At 58.1% G+C, this 22538-nt stretch carries 20 protein-coding genes; 14 read left to right on the top strand and 6 right to left on the bottom strand.

All coding sequences use genetic code 11. From position 1 onward, the window contains the following. The first annotated feature begins 11 nt into the window (after nucleotides 1-11). Genes recO through acpS form a run of 3 tightly spaced genes read left to right on the top strand, consistent with a single transcriptional unit; the run spans nucleotide 12 to nucleotide 1864 of the window. Complete coding sequence (gene recO, locus OSH03_RS17730) at nucleotides 12-719, top strand: DNA repair protein RecO (RefSeq protein WP_061097368.1); 708 nt, start codon at nucleotides 12-14, stop codon at nucleotides 717-719. A gap of 33 nt (nucleotides 720-752) precedes the next feature. Then, entirely contained in the window at nucleotides 753-1484 is a 732-nt protein-coding gene (gene pdxJ / locus OSH03_RS17725) for a pyridoxine 5'-phosphate synthase (protein WP_061097369.1), read from the top strand. After that, nucleotides 1484-1864 carry a holo-ACP synthase gene (gene acpS / locus OSH03_RS17720; RefSeq protein ID WP_023294331.1) on the top strand — a complete coding sequence of 127 codons (381 nt, stop codon included), beginning with the start codon at nucleotides 1484-1486 and terminating at the stop codon, nucleotides 1862-1864. Before pdxJ ends, acpS begins: the two co-directional genes overlap by 1 nt. On the opposite strand, the gene OSH03_RS17715 is transcribed toward acpS, so the two are convergent. After that, entirely contained in the window at nucleotides 1861-2121 is a 261-nt protein-coding gene (locus OSH03_RS17715) for a YfhL family 4Fe-4S dicluster ferredoxin (RefSeq protein WP_266179714.1), read from the bottom strand. The two genes, acpS and OSH03_RS17715, sit on opposite strands and share 4 nt — an antisense overlap. Nucleotides 2122-2167: 46 nt before the next feature. Beyond that, nucleotides 2168-3016, bottom strand: coding sequence for a MurR/RpiR family transcriptional regulator (locus OSH03_RS17710; protein WP_028014092.1), 849 nt, complete (start codon nucleotides 3014-3016; stop codon nucleotides 2168-2170). 118 nt (nucleotides 3017-3134) lie between these two features. Here OSH03_RS17710 and murQ point away from each other — a divergent pair, with 118 nt between their 5' ends. The 4 genes from murQ to tadA are packed head-to-tail and all read left to right on the top strand — an operon-like array spanning nucleotide 3135 to nucleotide 6604. Continuing rightward, nucleotides 3135-4028, top strand: a complete 894-nt coding sequence (gene murQ, locus OSH03_RS17705) for an N-acetylmuramic acid 6-phosphate etherase (protein ID WP_266179713.1) — start codon at nucleotides 3135-3137, stop codon at nucleotides 4026-4028. A gap of 11 nt (nucleotides 4029-4039) precedes the next feature. Then, the gene (locus tag OSH03_RS17700) at nucleotides 4040-5401 is read left to right on the top strand and encodes a PTS transporter subunit EIIC (RefSeq protein ID WP_061097372.1); all 1362 of its coding nucleotides are present in this window, start codon (nucleotides 4040-4042) and stop codon (nucleotides 5399-5401) included. A gap of 3 nt (nucleotides 5402-5404) precedes the next feature. Beyond that, complete coding sequence (gene yfhb, locus OSH03_RS17695; protein ID WP_253542973.1) at nucleotides 5405-6040, top strand: phosphatidylglycerophosphatase C; 636 nt, start codon at nucleotides 5405-5407, stop codon at nucleotides 6038-6040. Nucleotides 6041-6064: 24 nt separating this feature from the next. Then, nucleotides 6065-6604 (top strand): tRNA adenosine(34) deaminase TadA, encoded by a 540-nt coding sequence (gene tadA / locus OSH03_RS17690; protein ID WP_061097374.1) that lies wholly within the window; start codon nucleotides 6065-6067, stop codon nucleotides 6602-6604. On the opposite strand, the gene mltF is transcribed toward tadA, so the two are convergent. Next, entirely contained in the window at nucleotides 6492-8042 is a 1551-nt protein-coding gene (gene mltF, locus OSH03_RS17685) for a membrane-bound lytic murein transglycosylase MltF (RefSeq protein ID WP_061097375.1), read from the bottom strand. The genes tadA and mltF overlap by 113 nt on opposite strands. 267 nt (nucleotides 8043-8309) lie before the next feature. Here mltF and purL point away from each other — a divergent pair, with 267 nt between their 5' ends. The 5 genes from purL (at nucleotide 8310) to glnB (ending at nucleotide 16624) form a co-directional block, all read left to right on the top strand. After that, the gene (gene purL / locus OSH03_RS17680; RefSeq protein WP_266179710.1) at nucleotides 8310-12197 is read left to right on the top strand and encodes a phosphoribosylformylglycinamidine synthase; all 3888 of its coding nucleotides are present in this window, start codon (nucleotides 8310-8312) and stop codon (nucleotides 12195-12197) included. A gap of 532 nt (nucleotides 12198-12729) precedes the next feature. Then, complete coding sequence (gene qseE, locus OSH03_RS17675; protein WP_266179709.1) at nucleotides 12730-14154, top strand: two component system sensor histidine kinase QseE/GlrK; 1425 nt, start codon at nucleotides 12730-12732, stop codon at nucleotides 14152-14154. A gap of 4 nt (nucleotides 14155-14158) precedes the next feature. Then, nucleotides 14159-14896, top strand: a complete 738-nt coding sequence (gene qseG / locus OSH03_RS17670) for a two-component system QseEF-associated lipoprotein QseG (RefSeq protein WP_266179708.1) — start codon at nucleotides 14159-14161, stop codon at nucleotides 14894-14896. After that, on the top strand, nucleotides 14883-16220 hold the full coding sequence (gene glrR, locus OSH03_RS17665) for a two-component system response regulator GlrR (RefSeq protein WP_028014084.1): 1338 nt from the start codon (nucleotides 14883-14885) through the stop codon (nucleotides 16218-16220). The genes qseG and glrR overlap by 14 nt, the downstream gene beginning before the upstream one ends. Nucleotides 16221-16285: 65 nt before the next feature. Next, nucleotides 16286-16624 (top strand): nitrogen regulatory protein P-II, encoded by a 339-nt coding sequence (glnB, locus tag OSH03_RS17660; RefSeq protein ID WP_003860685.1) that lies wholly within the window; start codon nucleotides 16286-16288, stop codon nucleotides 16622-16624. 49 nt (nucleotides 16625-16673) lie between these two features. Here the strand turns inward: glnB and hmpA are convergent, their stop codons facing one another. Further along, nucleotides 16674-17864 carry an NO-inducible flavohemoprotein gene (hmpA, locus tag OSH03_RS17655; protein WP_266179707.1) on the bottom strand — a complete coding sequence of 397 codons (1191 nt, stop codon included), beginning with the start codon at nucleotides 17862-17864 and terminating at the stop codon, nucleotides 16674-16676. Between the two features lie 304 nt (nucleotides 17865-18168). Between hmpA and glyA the strand changes: the two genes are divergently transcribed. Then, the gene (gene glyA, locus OSH03_RS17650; RefSeq protein WP_061097380.1) at nucleotides 18169-19422 is read left to right on the top strand and encodes a serine hydroxymethyltransferase; all 1254 of its coding nucleotides are present in this window, start codon (nucleotides 18169-18171) and stop codon (nucleotides 19420-19422) included. Between the two features lie 54 nt (nucleotides 19423-19476). Here the strand turns inward: glyA and OSH03_RS17645 are convergent, their stop codons facing one another. Next, a complete protein-coding gene (locus tag OSH03_RS17645) occupies nucleotides 19477-19899 on the bottom strand; it encodes a DoxX family protein (RefSeq protein WP_061097381.1) in 423 nt (140 codons plus the stop codon). 173 nt (nucleotides 19900-20072) lie between these two features. Here OSH03_RS17645 and OSH03_RS17640 point away from each other — a divergent pair, with 173 nt between their 5' ends. Continuing rightward, a complete protein-coding gene (locus OSH03_RS17640; protein WP_048960048.1) occupies nucleotides 20073-21212 on the top strand; it encodes a 3-phenylpropionate MFS transporter in 1140 nt (379 codons plus the stop codon). Here OSH03_RS17640 and csiE read toward each other — a convergent pair whose 3' ends face one another. Next, complete coding sequence (gene csiE, locus OSH03_RS17635) at nucleotides 21213-22490, bottom strand: stationary phase inducible protein CsiE (RefSeq protein WP_151414114.1); 1278 nt, start codon at nucleotides 22488-22490, stop codon at nucleotides 21213-21215. Nucleotides 22491-22538 lie beyond the last annotated feature (48 nt).

Raw genomic sequence — 22538 nt, 5'->3', positions numbered from 1 at the left:
AGACGACGATAATGGAAGGTTGGCAGCGCGCCTTCGTTCTCCATAGTCGTCCCTGGAGCGAAACCAGCCTGATGCTGGACGTCTTCACGGAAGAGTCCGGTCGCGTGCGCCTTGTAGCGAAAGGCGCACGTTCCAAACGTTCTAACCTGAAGGGTGCCCTACAGCCTTTCACGCCGCTGCTGGTTCGCTTTGGCGGGCGAGGTGAAGTCAAAACCCTGCGCAGCGCTGAAGCTGTCTCTCTGGCGCTTCCTCTTTCTGGTATTACCCTCTACAGCGGTCTGTACGTCAACGAGCTCATCTCACGGGTTCTTGAACATGAGACTCGCTTCTCTGAACTTTTCTTCGATTATCTGCACTGTATCCAGGCCCTTGCGGGTGCAACCGGCACGCCCGAACCCGCCCTGCGTCGTTTCGAACTGGCGCTGCTGGGGCACCTGGGGTACGGCGTGGATTTTCTGCACTGCGCGGGCAGCGGGGACGAGGTTGAAGACGCGATGACCTACCGCTACCGGGAAGAAAAAGGGTTTATCGCCAGCGTCGTGATAGACAACAGCACCTTTACCGGTCGCCAGCTTCGGGCGCTGTATGAGCGCGAGTTTCCCGATCGGGACACCCTGCGCGCCGCAAAACGCTTTACCCGGATTGCCCTCAAGCCGTATCTTGGCGGCAAGCCCTTAAAGAGCCGCGAATTATTCAGGCAGTTTATGCCGAAACGTTAGACCACAGAATCGAAAAGAAAACCGAGGATTGTCATGGCTGAATTACTGTTAGGCGTCAACATCGATCACATCGCCACGCTGCGTAATGCACGCGGCACGGCGTATCCCGATCCGGTTCAGGCGGCGTTTATCGCTGAACAGGCTGGCGCCGACGGCATTACCGTTCACCTGCGTGAAGACCGCCGCCACATTACCGACCGCGACGTGCGCATTCTTCGCCAGACGCTGGACACCCGTATGAATCTGGAGATGGCGGTCACCGAAGAGATGCTGAACATTGCCTGCGAGACCAAACCGCATTTCTGCTGCCTGGTGCCGGAAAAACGCCAGGAAGTGACCACCGAAGGCGGGTTGGACGTGGCGGGGCAGCAGGACAAAATGCGCGATGCCTGCAGGCGCCTGGCGGATGCCGGTATCCTGGTTTCTCTGTTTATAGACGCCGATTTCGCCCAGATTAAAGCGGCAGCCGACGTGGGCGCGCCGTATATCGAAATTCACACCGGCTGCTATGCCGACGCCAAAAACGATGCCGAGCAGGCCAAAGAGCTGGAGCGTATCGCCAAAGCGGCCACCTACGCCGCGAGCCTGGGACTGAAGGTTAACGCCGGTCACGGCCTGACCTACCACAACGTGAAGGCCATTGCCGCCCTGCCGGAAATGCACGAGCTGAACATCGGCCACGCCATTATTGGCCGCGCGGTGATGAGCGGCCTGAAAGAGGCGGTTTCAGAGATGAAGCGTCTGATGCTGGAAGCGCGTCAGTAATGGCCATTCTGGGCTTAGGTACCGATATCGTCGAAATAGCCCGCATTGAAGCGGTGATCGCCCGAAGCGGCGATCGCCTCGCAAGACGCGTGCTGAGCGATAACGAATGGGCCATCTGGGAAGCGCACCAGCAGCCGGTGCGTTTTCTGGCAAAGCGCTTTGCGGTAAAAGAGGCGGCAGCCAAAGCCTTCGGAACCGGCATTCGTAACGGTCTGGCGTTTAACCAGTTCGAAGTGTTTAACGATGAGCTGGGCAAACCGAGCCTGCGTCTGTGGGGTGAAGCGCAAAAGCTGGCGGAGAAGCTGGGGGTGAATCACATGCACGTGACGATCGCGGATGAACGCCACTATGCCAGCGCGACGGTGATTATCGAAAGCTAAATTTTGTCCGCATGATGCAGCAGGACAAATTTATCCCACAGCTGTTCTTCGTTCTCGACGTGTGCCGGATCCTTCAGGATAGTATTGGGGATCGGGCACACCTTCTGGCAGGTCGGCGTTTCATAGTGGCCGACGCATTCCGTGCAGCGGTCGCTGTTAATCTCATAAATGCTGTCGCCCATCGAAATCGCCTGGTTAGGGCATTCGGGTTCGCACATATCGCAATTGATGCATTTTTTGGTAATTAACAGCGCCATCAGGAAATTCTCAGAAACAACACAAACCGGGCGGGCATTATACGCGTCAAACCAGTTTCTTTACCAGTTCTTCGCTGTGACGAATGCGCTCGGGCGCGCGCTCCAGATCCTGCTGTACCAGCGCCATAAACAGCAGGTCCGTCAGCATCATTTGTGCGCTGGTGGACGAAATTGCCGCGCTGCGCGTGGCCTGCTCTTCGGCAATGGTATACAAACAGCGCGTTGCCCGCTGCTGCAGCGCATTTGGCGTAAAGCCGGTGATCGCCAGGATTTTGCCGCCGACGCGCAGGGCTTCGTCGGTCGCCATATTGATCTCGCGGCGCTCGCCGGAGTAGGAGATCGCCAGCAGCAGATCGTCAGGATCCATCGCCTGCACGGTCGCCAGCAGGGCGTGCATATCCTGCTCGACGATTGCGTTAAAACCGATTTTAGTCAGCTTCCAGCCAAAATTACGCGCCACCAGACCGGACGCGCCAATACCGGTCAAAATAATACGCCGCGCCGCCCGCAGCATCGCCACGCTTTCCAGTAATTTCTCTTCGGTATTCACGTCCAGCGTGGCGTGCATTGCCGCCACGTTCTCCTTGATCAGCTTTTCCCCAACCAGACGCATCGGGTCATCGCCGCGGATCTGGTTATGCACCGGCATGGACTGCGGGTTCGGGTTACTCACCAGCGCTTCGCTGATTGCCAGCTTAAGAGCGGGAAAACCCTTAAACCCGATCTTCTGGGCAAATTTCACCACGCTTGACTGACTCACTCCGGCTTCGCTTGCCAGCTGCTGAGAGCTGAGGTGGCGGGCGCGATCGGGCTGAGAAAGCAGAAAATCCGCCAGCTTTTTGTCGCTTTGAGCAAAGCCGGCGTAGCGCTGGCGAATGCGAATTAAACAGTTCATAAGTACTCCCGGCGGAAATGTGATTGTCTGCGCAAATACGAATTTTGCTCGCCTGAATGAATTTTATATTCCATTATAGTGTGATTATTATGAATTAAAAATTCTTGAGGTACAAAAGATGAATCTTGGCTCACTTGTTTCTGAAACGCGTAACCCGCAAACCATGGATCTGGATGCCCTCTCCACCCTGGATCTGGTTAACCGCTTTAATCAACAGGATACGCTGGTCGCGCAGGCAGTGAAAGAGACATTGCCCGAGGTGGCGAAAGCGGTCGATGCGGCGGCGGAGGCTCTTAAGGCCGGTGGCCGTATTATCTATATGGGGGCCGGCACCAGCGGGCGTCTTGGCGTGCTGGACGCCTCGGAATGTCCGCCCACCTTTGGCGTTCCGCACGGTCTGGTGGTTGGCCTGATTGCGGGTGGCCCCGGCGCGCTGCTGAAAGCCGTTGAAGGGGCGGAGGACAACAAACAGCTGGGTGAGGATGACCTGAAGGATCTGAACCTGACGGCGAACGATCTGGTGGTCGGCCTGGCGGCATCCGGGCGCACGCCGTACGTCATTGGCGGCCTGGAATACGCCAACCGGACCGGCTGCACGACGGTCGCCATCTCCTGTAATCCGGGCTCGCCGATTGCGCAGGTGGCCGCTATCGCCATCTCTCCGGTCGTCGGGCCGGAAGCGCTTACCGGCTCCACGCGTCTGAAATCCGGGACCGCGCAAAAGCTGGTGCTCAATATGATCTCCACCGGCGCGATGGTGAAGTTCGGCAAGGTCTACCAGAACCTGATGGTCGATATGCAGGCCACCAACGTCAAGCTGGTGGACAGAGCCTGCCGCATGGTGATGGAGGCGACAGGCGCTGGCCGTGAAGAGGCAGAAGCGGTACTCAAGCAGACCGATCACGACGTTAAACCCGCCATTTTGATGATCTTAAGCGGGCTGGACGCGGCGGCTGCGCGAGCCAGACTTGATGCGCACAACGGCTTCTTACGGGCGGCATTAGAAAACTAGCAGAGGCGTTTATGGACAAAACAGCAGCGCTCGCCAGCGATATCCTGCAGGGGATCGGCGGGGAGAAAAATATTCAGCGTCTGGAAAACTGCATGACGCGCGTGCGCGTCGAGGTGCATAACGACGATCGGCTTGACGTGCCGGGTTTGAAGAAGCTATCCGGCGTCAGCGGCTACGTGAAACAGGGGCAGCAGCACCAGCTGATCGTCGGGCCGGGCAAGGCGGCGCAGGTTGTCGACGCCATGCGCGCGCTGATGGTCGGCGGGGCGAGCGTGACGGTCGACGACGCTGAACGCACCAAAGCGCAGGCGAAGGCCAAATACAAAGCTCCCATGAGCGACGCGCTGCGACAGCTGGCAAACGTCTTTATCCCGCTGATCCCGGCGTTTATAGCCTCCGGCTTGATCACCGGGATTATCAATATCCTCAAGCGGCCGGATATCGTCGGGGACTTTGCCACGCAGTATCCGAACCTGCTGGGCATTCTCGCGATCTTCGGCAGCGCGGTGTTTGCCATCATGAACATCCTGGTCGGGGTCAATACCGCGAAGGTGTTTGGCGGCTCGCTGGCCATGGGCGGCGTAATGGCAGGGATCTTGTCCAGCCCGCAGCTGGCGCAAATCACGCTGTTTGGCGAGGCGCTCCAGCCGGGTCGCGGCGGGGTGATTGCCGTGCTGCTGGTGGTTATCCTGATGTGCTGGATCGAGAAAAAGCTACGTGCGGTTCTGCCTGGCTCGATTGAGCTTATCCTCAACCCGCTGCTGACCACGTTAATTACCGGTAGCGTCGCGATTGTGGTCCTTCAGCCGCTGGGCGGGTGGATCTCTGACGCCATCGCTCACGGCGCGTCTCTGGCTATCGACCGCGGCGGCCTGCTGGTGGGGGCGGTGCTGTCTGGCACCTTCCTGCCGCTGGTGCTGACCGGCCTGCATCAGGGGCTGGTTCCCATTCACGTCGAGCTGGTGCAGGCGCACGGCTATAACGCGCTGCTGCCTATCCTATCGATGGCGGGCGTCGGGCAGGTGGGGGCAGCGATTGCCGTTCTGATGAAAACCCGCAACGCGCGCCTGAAAAAGGTGATTAAAGGGGCGCTGCCGGTCGGGCTGCTCGGCATCGGCGAGCCGCTGATCTTCGGCGTCACGCTGCCGCTGGGTAAACCGTTTCTTGCGGCCTGTCTGGGGGGCGCGGTAGGCGGGGCGCTTATCAGCTACTGGAAAGTCGCCACCGTTATCACCTTCGGTCTCTCCGGTTTACCGCTGGCATTAACCATCGTGACCGGAAAAGTCATGCTCTATCTGTTAGGCTATTTAGTAGCGGTGATCGCCGGGTTCCTGTTTACCTGGCTGTTAGGATTCAACGACCCAGAGGAGTAAGGTTTGGCCAATCACGAGCGTCGCGTTGTCTTTTTCGATCTGGATGGAACGCTGCATCAGCAGGATATGTTCGGTACGTTTATGCGCTACCTGCTGCGGCGCCAGCCTCTGAACGCGCTGCTCGTCTTACCGCTCTTACCCGTGATTGGCATCGCTCTGCTGGTAAAAGGCCGGGCGGCGCGCTGGCCGATGAGCCTGCTGCTCTGGGGATGCACGTTCGGCCACAGCGAAGCGCGGCTCAAACAGCTCGAACAGGAGTTTGCTCTCTGGTTCCGCGGCCACGTTGCCGCATTTCCCGTGGTGCAGGCGCGCCTGACCAGCTATCTCGACGCCAACGATGCCGACATCTGGCTGATTACCGGCTCCCCGCAGACGCTGGTGGAGCAGGTCTATTTTGATACGCCCTGGCTGCCGCGCGTGAATCTTATCGCCACGCAAATTTCCCGCGGCTACGGCGGCTGGGTTCTGACGATGCGCTGTCTGGGGCATGAAAAAGTGGTCCAGCTGGAAAAACGTATCGGCACGCCGCTGCGCCTGTACAGCGGCTACAGCGACAGCAAGCAGGACAACCCGCTGCTCTATTTTTGCCAGCACCGCTGGCGCGTTACTCCCCTCGGTGAACTTCAGCAACTCGAATAGTCTTATCTATAAGGGCTGTGTATAATGCCGCCCGCTTTTCGACTGGAGTATCAGCCTTTGTCCACCTCAGAACACAATCATGAATACTGGATGCGCCACGCGCTGGCGCTGGCTCAACGTGCCTGGGACGAGGGCGAAGTGCCCGTGGGCGCGGTGCTGGTTCATAACAACCAGGTGATTGGGGAAGGGTGGAACCGTCCTATTGGCCGCCACGATCCTACCGCGCACGCCGAAATTATGGCGCTTCGTCAGGGCGGACTGGTGCTGCAAAACTATCGCCTGCTCGATACCACCCTGTACGTGACGCTGGAGCCGTGCGTGATGTGCTCCGGAGCAATGGTGCACAGCCGAATCGGTACCCTGGTGTTTGGCGCGCGGGATGAAAAAACCGGGGCCGCCGGTTCACTGATGGACGTACTGGGTCATCCTGGGATGAATCATCAGGTGCAGACTATCGGTGGGGTACTTGCACCAGAGTGTTCGGGGCTATTAAGCGATTTCTTTCGAATGCGCCGTCAGCAGAAAAAGCAACAAAAGGCAGAATTGAAGCTGTCGGATGATTAAGCTCGTCCGGCGCAACAACCGGATAACTTTCCGCCAGCTGTTTTGCCTCTGTTGCCTCTTTCTCTTTCTCCAGCAGATAGCCGACCAGGCTAATCTGATACTTACGGATATTTTCCACGTAGGCGTAGGCTTCATGACCGCGCGCGTAGCCGTACGTCAGCTTGTTGTACCATGGCTTCTGGCTCAGCAGCGGCAGGCGTTGTTTTACGTCTGACCAGCTGTCCGGGTTCCCCTTCGTTTTCGCCGTCAGAGCCCGCGCGTCAAGCATATGCGCGTAGCCCATGTTGTAGGCCGCCAGCGCAAACCAGATCCGCTCTTCTTCCGGCACCGTTTCCGGCACTTTAGCCATCATATCCTGCAGATAGCGCGCCCCGCCGCTGATGCTCTGTTCCGCATCGGTACGGTCGTTCACGCCCAGGCTCAGCGCGGTATTTTTGGTTAACATCATCAGTCCGCGTACGCCCGTAGGGGAGGTGGCCTGGGTGTCCCAGTGGGACTCCTGATACGAGATCGCCGCCAGCAGTTTCCAGTCAATCTCCTGGGCGTATTTTTCAAATAGCGGCTGCAGGTCAGGCAGGACGCTGTCTACCGCGCGCAGGAAGCTGCGGGTGTCAACGTAGTCAAAGTCATCCCCGTGGCCGAGGTACTTCTCCTCAAGGCGCGCCAGCGTGCCGTCTTCATTAATGGTGTTATAGAAATCCAGCATGGCCGCCGAGAGGGTCTGGTCGTCATCCAGATGGGTAAACCAGGTCACCGGCTGTTCGTCCGTCACGTCCAGCGCCACGGCGATTTCAGGATGCACCCGCTGGAACAGGCTGATCGCCACCGAATCGGCGATGGTGTAGGGCAGTTTCCGATCTTTGACCTGCTCCAGCAGCTCCGTCGTGCCGAGTTTAGGGTCAACCGTCCAGCTGAGATCCGGGTATTTTTTCTCTTTCAGCTCACGCAGGTCGTCAATCACCACATGGCCGGGAGCAATCGTCAGCTGTTGCGCGTTGATTGAGGCAAGCGTACGCGGGCGCAGGCTTCCGACGCGATAGACCAGCTGCTGGGAAACGGAGTAGTAGGTCGGGCCCGGCTGGTAGTTCTTGCTGCGCTCGCTGTTGTACACCAGCCCGGCAGCGAGGATATCGGCGTTGTTGTTGTCCAGGTCGTCAAACAGCTGGTTAATGTTCTGGCGAACGGTAATTTTAAGCTTCACGCCCAGATAATCGGCGAACTGCTGCGCCAGCTCATAATCCAGACCAATAATTTTGCCGTTGATGTCGCTGTAAATCAGCGGAGAGTTAAGGGTACTGACGCGCAGTTCCCCCCGCTCCTGAATGGCGGCGATACGGTTTTCGGCTTTGCCGAACCAGGGGATGGAAGGCCAGAGGGCCACTGCCAGCAGCAACGTTACAATGCCGATGAGCAGATAATTAATCTTTAATTTTTTCAATTAGTTAATTCTCTGCGACGCCGGTTGCCTCAGTCTGCTGTAGCCATGTTAATAATAAGGTTTGCCATTGAATGAGCGGCATTTTGCGTAAACTTGCGCCACTTGGCAACCAATTAGAGAGACAGTTCACATCTATTGTTAAACGCTGAAGTCGATTTTATTTCGACGCAAACGGTTTCGTCGGCGCTCAGGATTCTCTATAATGACGCCCGTTTTCCCCCCTTGCGCACACTGTAAGCGCCCCGGCGCTTCGAAGACGAGAGACTTATGATGGAAATTCTGCGTGGTTCGCCTGCACTGTCTGCCTTCCGTATTACCAAACTGCTGGCACGTTTTCAGGCGGCCGACCTTCCGGTAAGCAATATTTACGCTGAGTATGTCCATTTTGCTGACCTGAATGCCCCCCTGAATGCAGAGGAGCGCGTACAGCTGGAACGCCTGCTCAAGTATGGCCCAAATCTGAGCAGCCATACGCCAACCGGCAAACTGATCCTTGCGACGCCGCGTCCGGGCACCATCTCCCCCTGGTCTTCCAAAGCCACCGATATTGCTCACAACTGCGGCCTGAGCCAGATTAACCGTCTGGAGCGCGGCGTAGCGTACTACGTCGAAGCCTCTACCCTGAGCGACGCGCAGTGGCAGGCGGTTGCGGCTGAATTGCACGACCGCATGATGGAGAGCGTGTTTGCCTCTCTTGACGACGCACAGAAGCTTTTCTCCCACCATCAGCCTGCGCCGGTACAGAGCGTGGACCTGCTGGGGCAGGGCCGTCAGGCGCTGATTGACGCCAACCTGCGTCTCGGCCTGGCGCTGGCAGAAGACGAAATTGACTACCTGCAGGACGCGTTCGTTAAGCTCAACCGCAACCCGAACGACATCGAACTCTACATGTTCGCGCAGGCCAACTCTGAGCACTGCCGCCATAAGATTTTCAACGCCGACTGGATTATCGACGGCGAACAGCAGCCGAAGTCGCTGTTCAAAATGATTAAAAACACCATGGAACAAACCCCTGACCACGTGCTGTCTGCCTATAAAGACAACGCCGCGGTGATGGAAGGTTCTGAGGTGGGCCGCTTCTTCGCCGATCGCGAAGCAGGGCGCTATGACTTCCATCAGGAGCCCGCGCATATTCTGATGAAAGTGGAAACCCACAACCACCCGACGGCCATTTCTCCATGGCCGGGTGCGGCGACCGGCTCCGGCGGTGAAATCCGTGACGAAGGGGCGACCGGCCGTGGGGCGAAACCAAAAGCGGGTCTGGTCGGTTTCTCCGTCTCTAACCTGCGCATTCCTGGCTTTGAACAGCCGTGGGAAGAAGATTTCGGCAAGCCGGAGCGCATTGTAACCGCCCTGGATATCATGACCGAAGGCCCGCTGGGCGGCGCGGCGTTCAACAACGAATTTGGTCGTCCGGCGCTGAACGGTTACTTCCGTACCTACGAAGAGAAGGTGGACAGCCACAACGGTGAAGAGCTGCGCGGCTACCACAAACCGATCATGCTGGCAGGCGGGATCGGCAACATCCGTGCCGATCACGTGCAGAAAGGCGAGATCGTCGTCGGCGCGAAGCTGATCGTGCTGGGCGGTCCGGCCATGAACATCGGTCTGGGCGGCGGTGCGGCCTCCTCTATGGCCTCCGGCCAGTCTGACGCGGATCTCGATTTTGCCTCCGTGCAGCGCGACAACCCTGAAATGGAGCGTCGCTGCCAGGAAGTCATCGACCGCTGCTGGCAGCTGGGCGATGCCAACCCGATCCTGTTCATCCACGACGTGGGCGCGGGCGGTCTGTCCAACGCCATGCCGGAACTGGTGAGCGACGGCGGCCGCGGCGGACGCTTCAACCTGCGCGACATCCTGAGCGATGAGCCGGGCATGAGCCCGCTGGAAATCTGGTGTAACGAATCCCAGGAGCGCTACGTGCTGGCTGTGGCCGCCGACCAGCTGCCGCTGTTTGACGAGCTGTGCCGCCGCGAGCGCGCGCCGTATGCCGTTATCGGTGAAGCAACCGAAGAGCAGCATCTGAGCCTGAGTGACACCCACTTTGACAACCAGCCGATCGATCTGCCGCTGGACGTGCTGCTCGGTAAAACGCCGAAGATGACCCGCGACGTGCAGACCCGTAAAGCGGCGGGCAAAGCGCTGGATCGCCAGGGCATTACCGTGGCGGAAGCGGTCAACCGCGTGCTGCACCTGCCCGCTGTGGCAGAGAAAACTTTCCTGGTGACCATCGGCGACCGTACCGTGACCGGTATGGTATCCCGCGACCAGATGGTCGGCCCGTGGCAGATCCCGGTGGCGAACTGCGCCGTGACCACCGCGAGCCTCGACAGCTACTACGGCGAAGCGATGGCCCTGGGCGAACGCACCCCGGTGGCGCTGCTGGACTTCGCCGCCTCTGCCCGTCTGGCAGTGGGTGAAGCGCTGACCAACATCGCGGCGACGCAGATTGGCGACATCAAACGTATCAAGCTCTCTGCAAACTGGATGGCCGCTGCTGGTCACCCAGGCGAAGACGCGGGCCTGTATGAAGCCGTGAAAGCGGTGGGTGAGGAGCTGTGTCCAGCCCTCGGCCTGACCATTCCGGTGGGTAAAGACTCCATGTCGATGAAAACCCGCTGGCAGGAAGGTAACGAGCAGCGCGAGATGACCTCTCCGCTGTCGCTGGTGATCACCGCGTTTGCCCGCGTAGAAGACGTGCGCCACACCGTTACGCCGCAGCTTGTGACCGAAGACAACGCCCTGCTGCTGATTGACCTGGGTAAAGGCCACAACGCGCTGGGTGCCACGGCGCTGGCGCAGGTTTACCGTCAGCTCGGCGACAAGCCAGCCGACGTGCGAGACGTGGCGCAGCTGAAAGGCTTCTACGATGCGATTCAGACGCTGGTGGCGGACCGCAAGCTGCTGGCCTACCACGACCGCTCCGACGGCGGCCTGCTGGTGACCCTGGCAGAGATGGCCTTCACCGGCCACTGCGGCGTGGAAGCGAACATTGCCTCTCTGGGCGAAGACCGCCTGGCGGCGCTGTTTAACGAAGAGCTGGGCGCGGTGATTCAGATTCGCGCGGCAGACCGCGAGGCGGTGGAAGCGATTCTGGCGAAGCACGGTCTGGCAGACTGCGTGCACTATCTGGGTAAAGCCGTTCAGGGCGACCGCTTCGTGATTGAAGCAGACGGTCACGCGGTGTTCAGCGAAAGCCGCACCACGCTGCGCATGTGGTGGGCAGAAACCACCTGGCAGATGCAGCGCCTGCGTGATAACCCGGACTGCGCCGATCAGGAGCACAATGCGAAGGCTAACGACAACGATCCTGGCCTGAACGTGAAGCTCTCCTTCGACATCAACGAAGACATTGCCGCGCCGTACATTGCCACCGGCGCACGTCCGAAAGTGGCCGTGCTGCGCGAGCAGGGCGTTAACTCCCACGTTGAGATGGCGGCTGCCTTCCACCGCGCGGGCTTTGACGCTATCGACGTCCACATGAGCGACCTGCTGGCCGGGCGTACAGGTCTGGAAGATTTCCATGCGCTGGTGGCGTGCGGCGGTTTCTCCTACGGCGACGTGCTGGGCGCGGGTGAAGGCTGGGCGAAGTCCATTCTGTTCAACAGCCGCGTGCGCGACGAGTTCGAGACCTTCTTCCACCGTCCGCAAACCCTGGCGCTGGGCGTGTGCAACGGCTGCCAGATGATGTCTAACCTGCGCGAGCTGATCCCTGGCAGCGAAGCCTGGCCGCGCTTTGTGCGTAACCAGTCCGACCGCTTTGAAGCGCGCTTCAGCCTGGTAGAAGTGACTCAGAGCCCGTCTCTGCTGCTGCAGGGGATGGTTGGCTCGCAGATGCCAATCGCCGTTTCCCACGGTGAAGGTCAGGTGGAAGTGCGCGATGCGGCGCATCTGGCGGAGCTTGAGAGTAAAGGCCTGGTGGCGCTGCGCTTTGTCGATAACTTCGGCAAGGTCACGGAAACCTATCCGGCGAACCCGAACGGCTCCGTCAACGGTATTACGGCGGTGACCAGCGAAAGCGGTCGCGCGACCATCATGATGCCGCACCCGGAGCGCGTGTTCCGTACCGTGAGCAACTCCTGGCACCCGGAAAACTGGGGCGAGGACAGCCCGTGGATGCGTATCTTCCGCAACGCGCGTAAACAGCTGGGTTAAGTTTTAGCGCAGTACCTGTAGGCCCGGTAAGCGCGAGCGCCACCGGGCTTTTTTGTATCTGTCGCAAAATCGCGACAAATAATATAGGCAGGTGTCTCCAAAAGGAGACATTTAAATCATTGATTTATATAGGCTGGTATGGGTTCCCGTTAAGGTGTTGCTTAATAGCGACACTTAGCCTGGAAATCATTCAGCGCACAACGAACAGGCTAAGCGAATAAAAGTTATAAATTTCAGTATGTTAATATTTTGTTTTGCATTCTGGCATGGGTGTTGCATAATATTAACCAGTGGCTCATTCACCTTCTTATGTCAGCCCCTTCGGGACGTGCTACATAAACTTCGAATGACGCACAAAAAGGTGCCTGCCGTCCAACTACTGATCATAGCGATGCTTTATCAGGCCAGGGCGAAACGTCGAGTTAGGCACCGCCTTATTCCATGACAAAGCCGGGTTTTTACCCGGCTTTGTTGTATCTGAAGGGCAGACTCAGTTACGCTCTCCGTAAACCCCCATGAAGAGAGTAATGCGTTGAAACGCTGGCCCGTTTTTCCCCGCTCCCTGCGACAGCTCGTGATGATGGCCTTTCTACTGATCCTGCTGCCGCTGCTGATCCTCGCCTGGCAGGCGTGGCAGAGCCTCAACGCGCTGAGTGCCCAGGCGGCACTGACGAACCGCACCACGCTTATCGATGCCAGACGCAGTGAAGCGATGACCAACGCCGCGCTGGAGATGGAGCGTAGCTATCGTCAGTACTGCGTGCTCGACGATCGGACGCTGGAGAAGGTGTACCAGAGCCAGCGCAAGCGCTACAGCGAAATGCTGGATGCCCACGCGGGCGTGCTGCCGGACGACAGGCTGTATCAGGCGTTACGTCAGGATCTGAACGATCTCGCGCAGCTGCAGTGCCAGAACAGCGGCCCGGATGCGGCTGCCGCCGCGCGCCTTGAGGCATTCGCCGCCGCCAATACCGAAATGGTGCAGTCAACGCGCACGGTCATTTTCTCTCGCGGCCAGCAGCTACAGCAGGAGATTGCCGAGCGCGGCCAGTTCTTCGGCTGGCAGGCGCTGGTGCTGTTCCTGGTGAGCCTCGGGCTGGTGCTGCTCTTTACCCGCATGATCATCGGCCCGGTGAAGGGTATTCAGCGCATGATCAACCGCCTGGGGGAGGGGAAATCGCTCGGGGATACGGTTGCCTTTAAAGGCCCGCGCGAGCTGCGCTCCGTCGGCCAGCGCATTATCTGGCTATCCGAGCGCCTGGCGTGGCTGGAATCCCAGCGTCATCAGTTCCTGCGCCATATCTCCCATGAGCTGAAAACCCCGCTGGCCAGCATGCGCGAAGGAACGGAGCTGCTGGCGGACGAGGTGGCAGGGCCGCTTACGCCGGAGCAGAAAGAGATTGTCGACATTCTGGACGCCAGCAGCCGCAACCTGCAAAAGCTGATTGAGCAGCTTCTGGATTACAACCGCAAGCTGGCTGACGGGGCGGTGGTGCTGGAAACCGTCGAGATTGAGCCGCTGGTGGATATGGTGATCTCCGCCCATAGCTTGCCGGCACGAGCTAAAATGATGCATACCGGGGTAGAGCTGACTGCGCCGACCTGTCTCGCTGAACCCATGCTATTAATGAGCGTTCTGGATAATCTTTACTCCAATGCGGTGCACTATGGTACTGAATCCGGTAACATTTATATCCGAAGTTATACGAAGGGTTCCCGGGTGTTTATTGACGTCGCAAACACCGGCACCCCCATCCCCGATGACGAAAAAACCATGATCTTCGAACCCTTTTTCCAGGGGAGTCATCAGCGGAAAGGTGCGGTAAAAGGAAGCGGTCTGGGCTTAAGCATTGCCCGGGACTGCATACGACGCATGCAGGGTGAGCTAAACATTGCCACGGACGAACGTTCAGATGTTTGCTTCCGTATTGAACTGCCCCTGAGCCGGAAAAATTAATAAAATGAATCTATATCTGGTGAGTATGTCACACGTCTTTTTCCGCGCCATACGTGCGGTGTTTTCCAGCAAAGCGGGTCGCCTGACTCTGCCCTGTTTAGTTCTGGCGGGGTGCGTTTCCCATGCGCCGCAAAGTGCGATAAGCGGTAAACAAGAAGATAAATGGCCCGATAACCAGCTGGCGGATTTCCTCTCTACCCGCTGTGACGATATCTGGAGCCTCTCAGGGCATGATGTCGAAAATAATCCGCTGTTCTGGCTGCGCGGAATAGATTGCGCCCAGCGGCTTGCGCCGGTAGACGCCCGCTCGAAGGCGGCGATGCTGGATGAAGACACCTGGCAGGACGCTTTCAAGCGTGGGATTTTACTGGGCGATGCGAAAATTACCCCCGTTGAGCGTCGGGCTAACGTGACCCGTCTTGACACGTTTGTCATCAATCTTCCGGCACAGGTGCGCCCGGTATACCAGCTCTGGCGGGATGGGCAGACGTTACAGCTGCAGCTGTCAGAAGAGCGCTCCCGCTACAGCAAGCTGCAACAGTCAACCGACAGCGAGCTTGATACGCTGCGCCAACAGCAACAGCATTTACGTACTCAGCTGGATACCACGACGCGCAAGCTGGAAAACCTGACCGATATCGAAAGACAGCTCTCTTCGCGTAAATATCAGCCCGGTAGTTCATCTGCTGCACCGGACAGCGATATGCCGAAACAAGAGGATGTGAAGCATGACGAGCCGTAAACCAGCCCATCTCTTACTGGTGGATGACGATCCCGGCCTGTTAAAGCTGCTGGGGATGCGTCTGGTGAGTGAAGGCTACACCGTGGTGACCGCGGAAAGCGGGCAGGAGGGGCTTAAAGTCCTCAGCCGCGAGAAGATCGACCTGGTGATCAGCGACCTGCGGATGGACGAAATGGACGGCATGCAGCTGTTCGCGGAGATCCAGAAGCAGCAGCCGGGCATGCCGGTCATTATCCTGACGGCGCACGGGTCAATCCCGGATGCCGTCGCCGCAACCCAGCAGGGCGTGTTCAGCTTCCTCACCAAGCCGGTAGATAAAGACGCGCTCTACAAAGCTATCGACAGCGCGCTGGAGCACGCCGCGCCCTCCGGCGACGACGCATGGCGTGAATCAATCGTCACCCGCAGCCCGATAATGCTGCGTCTGCTTGAGCAGGCGCGAATGGTTGCACAGTCAGACGTCAGCGTGCTGATTAACGGCCAGAGCGGAACCGGGAAAGAGATCCTGGCGCAGGCGATCCACAACGCCAGCCCGCGCAGCAAAAACGCCTTTATCGCCATCAACTGCGGCGCGCTGCCGGAACAGCTGCTCGAATCTGAACTGTTTGGCCACGCCCGCGGGGCATTCACCGGCGCGGTGAGCAGCCGGGAAGGGCTGTTCCAGGCCGCGGAAGGCGGCACGCTGTTCCTCGACGAGATTGGCGACATGCCCGCGCCGCTGCAGGTCAAACTGCTGCGCGTGCTTCAGGAGCGCAAAGTGCGCCCGCTGGGCAGCAACCGCGATATTGATATTAACGTGCGAATCATTTCCGCCACCCACCGCGACCTGCCAAAAGTGATGGCCCGCAACGAGTTCCGTGAAGATCTCTACTACCGCCTGAACGTGGTGAACCTCAAGATCCCGGCGCTGGCGGAGCGCGCGGAAGATATTCCGCTGCTGGCGAATCACCTCCTGCGCCAGGCGGCAGATCGGCATAAGCCGTTCGTGCGCGCCTTTTCGACGGATGCGATGAAACGGCTGATGGCCGCCAGCTGGCCGGGTAACGTGCGTCAGCTGGTGAACGTGATTGAGCAGTGCGTGGCGCTGACGTCCTCGCCCGTTATCAGCGACGCGCTGGTGGAGCAGGCGCTGGAAGGGGAGAACACGGCCTTGCCGACGTTTGCGGAAGCGCGTAACCAGTTCGAACTGAACTATCTGCGCAAGCTGCTGCAGATAACCAAAGGCAACGTGACCCACGCGGCGCGGATGGCCGGACGCAACCGCACCGAGTTCTATAAGCTGCTCTCACGCCACGAGCTGGAAGCAAACGATTTTAAAGAGTAGTGCCGTATGGTACTGTGAGCAACCGATTACGAAGCAGCTTACAGGCAAGAGTTTAAGGACCCACCATGAAAAAGATTGATGCGATTATTAAACCTTTCAAACTGGATGACGTGCGTGAAGCGCTGGCGGAAGTGGGCATCACCGGGATGACCGTGACGGAAGTGAAAGGTTTTGGTCGTCAGAAGGGCCACACCGAGCTTTATCGTGGCGCAGAGTACATGGTCGACTTTCTGCCGAAAGTGAAAATTGAAATCGTGGTCAGCGACGATATCGTCGATACCTGCGTGGATACCATTATCCGCACGGCGCAGACGGGCAAAATTGGCGACGGAAAAATCTTCGTCTTTGACGTGGCGCGCGTGATCCGTATCCGTACCGGTGAAGAAGACGACGCGGCGATTTAACAATTCGCCACCCGGCGAAAAAAAGCCCCTCGTTCGAGGGGCTTTTTCATTACAGCACCTTATGCGGCCCGAAACATTCGTAATGAATGTTGTCTTTATTCACGCCCAGCTCAACCAGCTGCTTCGCGGCATACTGCATAAACGCCACCGGTCCACAGACGTAGAACTGCATCTCCGGCGCGCTAAACGCCCCTTCCACCTGGCTTAAGTTCATCAGACCTTCGCTGTCAAAGCGAGCGGCTGCGCGGTCTGCCTCCGTCGGCAGGCGATACCAGGTGTGGGAGGTGAAGCGGGGCAGATCCGCCCCCAGCGCTTTCACTTCATCCGCAAAGGCGTGCACGTCGCCGTTCTCCGCGGCGTGGAACCAGTTAACCTGCGCGCCGTGGTTTGTTTTCGCCAGCGTGTCCAGCATCGCCAGCATTGGCGTTTGGCCGACGCCCGCAGAGATCAGCGTCACCGGGGTATTGGCTTCAACGGCCATAAAGAAGTCACCCGCCGGCGCTGCAAGATGAACGACGTCACCCACGTTCGCTTCGTTGTGCAGCCAGCTGGAAACCTGACCGCCGTCCTCGCGCTTCACCGCAATGCGGTAGCCTTTGCCGTTTGGTTTGCGGGTCAGAGAGTACTGACGGATCTCCTGGTGCGGGAAGCCTTCAGGCTTCAGCCATACGCCCAGATACTGGCCCGGCTGGTAATCGGCCACCGGCTGTCCGTCTACCGGTTCAAACTCAAAGCTGGTGATTAAGGCGCTGCGCGGCGTTTTCTCGACGATGCGGAAGGCGCGCGTCCCTTCCCATCCACCCGTTTTACCGGCGTTTTCGCTGTAGATCTGCGCTTCACGATTGATAAACACGTTTGCCAGCACGCCGTAGGCTTTACCCCAGGCGTCCAGCACCTCCTGTCCCGGGCTGAACATTTCGTCCAGCGTCGCCAGCAGGTGAGTGCCGACGATGTTGTACTGCTCGGGTTGGATCTGGAAGCTGGTGTGCTTCTGCGCGATTTTTTCCACCGCGGGCAGCAACGCCGCCAGGTTTTCGATATTGCTGGCGTAGGCCGCGATGGCGTTGAACAGCGCTTCACGCTGATCGCCGTTACGCTGGTTGCTCATGTTGAAAATCTCTTTGAGCTCCGGGTTGTGCGTGAACATGCGATCGTAGAAATGGGCGGTAAGTTTAGGACCGGTTTCCACCAGCAGGGGAATGGTGGCTTTAACGGTAGCGATGGTTTGAGCGTCGAGCATGGCAGCTTCCTTCTGATGTCACTTTAATAATGTATTTTAAATACATCTTATAAAAAATACCCATGCTTTGTAAATGGTTCTTTGCAAGATGAAAAATACGCATCACAAACCTGAAAAGAAATCCGCTGGAAATAGCGAGATCTTTATTCCTCAAACCCTTGCGTGGCGCGAAGGAAAACGTTTGCGTAAAATCATTTGTCAAGACCTGTTATCACAGAACTATTCAGTTATACTGTTGCCCGTCGTCCAACAGGACTGCCTTTTCAGGCCAAAATTTACTTGTTAGCTGAGTCAGGAGATGCGGATGTTAAAGCGTGAAATGAACATTGCCGATTATGATGCCGAACTGTGGCAGGCTATGGAGCAGGAAAAAGTACGTCAGGAAGAGCACATCGAACTGATCGCCTCCGAAAACTACACCAGCCCGCGCGTGATGCAGGCGCAGGGCTCTCAGCTGACCAACAAATACGCTGAAGGTTATCCGGGCAAGCGCTACTACGGCGGTTGCGAGTACGTTGATATCGTTGAGCAGCTGGCGATTGACCGTGCGAAAGAACTTTTTGGCGCTGACTACGCGAACGTGCAGCCGCACTCCGGCTCTCAGGCTAACTTCGCGGTCTACACCGCGCTGCTGCAGCCGGGCGATACCGTTCTGGGCATGAACCTGGCGCAGGGCGGCCACCTGACTCACGGCTCCCCGGTTAACTTCTCCGGCAAACTGTACAACATCATTCCTTACGGTATTGATGAGTCCGGTAAAATTGACTACGAAGATATGGCTAAGCAGGCCAAAGAGCACAAACCAAAGATGATCATCGGTGGCTTCTCTGCTTACTCCGGTATCGTTGACTGGGCAAAAATGCGTGAAATCGCAGACAGCATCGGCGCGTACCTGTTCGTTGACATGGCGCACGTTGCGGGCCTGATCGCCGCTGGCGTTTACCCGAACCCGGTTCCTCACGCTCACGTTGTGACCACTACCACCCATAAAACCCTGGCGGGTCCACGCGGTGGCCTGATCCTGGCGAAAGGCGGTGACGAAGATCTGTATAAGAAACTGAATTCTGCCGTGTTCCCAAGCGCGCAGGGCGGCCCGCTGATGCACGTTATCGCCGCAAAAGCCGTCGCGCTGAAAGAAGCGATGGAGCCAGAGTTCAAGGTTTACCAGCAGCAGGTTGCTAAGAACGCCAAAGCGATGGTGGAAGTGTTCCTGAACCGTGGCTACAAAGTGGTGTCTGGCGGTACTGAAAACCACCTGTTCCTGCTGGATCTGGTTGATAAGAACCTGACCGGTAAAGAAGCTGACGCTGCCCTCGGCCGCGCCAACATTACCGTGAACAAAAACAGCGTGCCAAACGATCCGAAGAGCCCGTTCGTGACCTCCGGTATCCGTATCGGTTCTCCGGCCGTGACTCGTCGCGGCTTCAAAGAAGCGGAAGTGAAAGAGCTGGCTGGCTGGATGTGTGACGTTCTGGACAACATCAATGACGACGCGGTTATCGAGCGCGTTAAAGGTAAAGTTCTGGATATCTGCGCACGCTTCCCGGTATACGCATAATTCCTCTGCTTTGCAGAAACAAAAAAGGCCGCGCTTGCGGCCTTTTTTTATGGCTTAACGTCGGTCCAGGGAAATGGCCCCCGGTCCCACAATCGCCAGCAAAATAAACGCGCCAGCAATACTGACGTTCTTGTAGAAATTAATCATATTCGGCACCACCGCATCACCGTTCATATCCCAGTAGTGGTGACCAATAATCGCCGTGCCCAGCGTGTAGAAAACAAAGAGAACCGCGAGAGGGCGGGTAAAAAAGCCCAGTACGATCAGGATGGCGGCAGGCACTTCCATCACCACCGCAATAATGGCCGCCAGCATGGGCATCGGCGTGCCCAGCGAGGTCATATATTGTACGGTGCCGCTAAATCCCGTTAGTTTCGGGTAACCAAAGATAATAAACAGTACGACAAGCGCGATGCGGCCAATCAGCAGCAGCAGATGACGCGACTGACCAAAATCAAGATAACGCAGTGAGTTCATGGCAGAAATACCTCTGCAAGTGGAGTAATTTAAACGTAATACACATTTTCATTCCCCGCCATAAGCCAGACGACTGCGCAACATGTTAATTTTTCGTTAATTTATAGCAGGCTATCTACTTGCTTAATTTTTATATTCTCGCCAGACTATGGCCTCCATTTCGGGAGGGATTCATGGTCTTGCATTCCACGCGCTGGCTGGCGCTCAGCTACTTCACCTACTTCTTTAGCTACGGTATTTTTCTGCCTTTCTGGAGCGTCTGGCTCAAGGGAATTGGTTTGACGCCAGAAACCATCGGCATCCTGCTGGGCGCGGGGCTGGTGGCTCGTTTCCTGGGTAGCCTGTTGATTGCACCCCGCGTCAGCGATCCCTCTCTATTGATTAAAGCGGTGCGTATTCTGGCGCTGCTGACGCTGGTCTTTGCGGCCTGCTTCTGGGTCAGCCACCAGTTTGCCTGGCTGATGGTGGTGATGGTCGGTTTTAACCTGTTCTTCTCGCCGCTGGTACCCCTGACGGATGCCCTGGCAAACACCTGGCAAAAGCAGATCACCATGGACTATGGCCGCGTGCGCCTGTGGGGCTCGATTGCCTTCGTGATCGGCTCGGCGCTGGTGGGGAAACTGGTCAGCCTTTACGACTACCGCGCGATTCTGGCTCTGCTCAGTATCGGGATAGCCTCGATGCTGCTGGGAATGCTGCTGCGCCCGTCGGTGATGCCGCAAGGGGAGAGTCGCCATCAGGAGAGCGCGGGCTGGCCCGCCTGGCGGAGCCTGGTGGCCCAGAGCTGGCGTTTTCTGGCGTGCGTCTGCCTGCTTCAGGGGGCGCATGCGGCCTATTATGGATTCAGCGCAATCTACTGGCAGGGGGCGGGCTACTCTGCCTCTGCGGTCGGTTACCTGTGGTCGCTCGGCGTGGTTGCGGAAGTGATCATCTTTGCGCTTAGTAAAAAGCTCTTTCGCCGCTTCGGCGCGCGCGACCTGCTGCTGCTTTCCGCCGTCTGCGGCGTGGCGCGCTGGGGCATTATGGGCTGGACGACCGAACTGCCGTGGCTGATTGTTGCGCAGATTCTTCACTGCGGTACCTTCACCGTGTGCCACCTGGCGGCGATGCGCTATATCGCGGCGCGCGAGGGCGGGGACGTGATACGTCTGCAGGCGGTCTACTCGGCGGTGGCGATGGGCGGCAGCATTGCGGTGATGACGGTCTTTGCGGGCTTCCTCTACCAGCATCTGGGACACGGCGTGTTCTGGGTCATGGCGCTGGTGGCGCTTCCGGCGATGTTTGTTCGACCTAAAGTGGCCGCGCGGGCGTAGCTACGATTCCAGCATGGCGCGAATATGTTCCCGCTGCTGCGCGTTCAGTGATTCAACCGCGTGGATCAGCGGCGGCGAGAACAGCGGCAGCGCGGTAGGATAGGGGGTGACAACCAGCGCGGCTTCGCGCGGTGCCCCCTCTTTCTGGAACGCCTGCAGCGTCAGATAGCGAATGTTGAGCGGCAGCAGGGTTAGTTCGCGCAGCTGCTGTTCAATCACCTCCTCACAGGATTTATCCTCCCCGGTCAGCAGCACCACCTGTTTTTCATGCAGATCGGTCTCCTGCATCAGCCAGGCACCGAAAATAACCGCTACCAGCGCCATCTCTTCATCGGAAAAACGCAGGCCAAACTCCGCCTCCAGCTCAAAGAGTGCCTCTTTCGTGGTGCGCAGCAGCCGGGGATAGAGACGGTGAATTTCCTCGGGCAGGCTATTGTCGATGCCAATCTCAAACAGCGAGCGGTCCAGCGCCTGAGCCAGATGGATATACAGCTGATCGGTCAGCCCCTGCTCGTCGCTGAAGTTCATCCCGGTCTGGGAGCGAAAACGGGCCACCATGCGCACAATGGCGCGGCGCAAACGCTGATCCTGCTGGTGCTTATCGAGCACCGGATCGGGCGTGCGGAGCATCATAAACAGCAGCGCCAGAAACAGCTGCTCGTCCACGTGCGCGCCCTGCGGCACGCGCCGCTTCCAGTGACGGACAATTTCCTGTGCCGTAAAATACTCTCCCCGCGACTGGGTCCAGCTGCGCTGGGCGTGGGAAAACTGCGGCGTATTCCCTAAGTGGTGCTGGATGAGGCAGTATTGTAAATAGAGCTGTAAGAACTGGACGTCCCGGCATTCAAACTGACGCTGCAGCTTGCGCGAGCAGAAGCCGATCAGCGCCCGCAGGTTCGCATCGTCGTAAAGCGGCCGCGCGATGCCGTGCTGTTTAAGCGCGGTTTTTAAGGCCGGGGTAAACTGGTGCGAGACAAACTGCGGGCAAAGGCGGAGCGCCCTGCGCAGCCAGTGCAGCAGACATAAACGCTGATTCAGGGCAGTGCCTTCAATTCGGTAGCTGCCGTCGTGGTGCGTGACGATATCCAGCCGGTGATAGCGCTGGATTTCATCGCGCGTCTCGGCTATATCTTGCCGTGCCATGACGTCGTCCACGCCGTTGGCAGCGATTATGCTCTGTGCGGTGACGGCAGCATCGGGCAGGTAAAGCATTAAAAGCACCTGGCAGCGGCGCTGCGAACTGGAAAGCACAGATGGAATTTCAAGCGTCGTCATCATCTGTCGGGTATCCAGTGTGAATGTTTGATAAGAATAGCTAAAGGATGG

The sequence above is a fragment of the Enterobacter nematophilus genome (assembly GCF_026344075.1).
Lineage (GTDB): Bacteria > Pseudomonadota > Gammaproteobacteria > Enterobacterales > Enterobacteriaceae > Enterobacter > Enterobacter nematophilus.
Note: the sequence above shows the minus strand (reverse complement) of the source record. Positions and strands in the feature narration are given on the sequence as shown.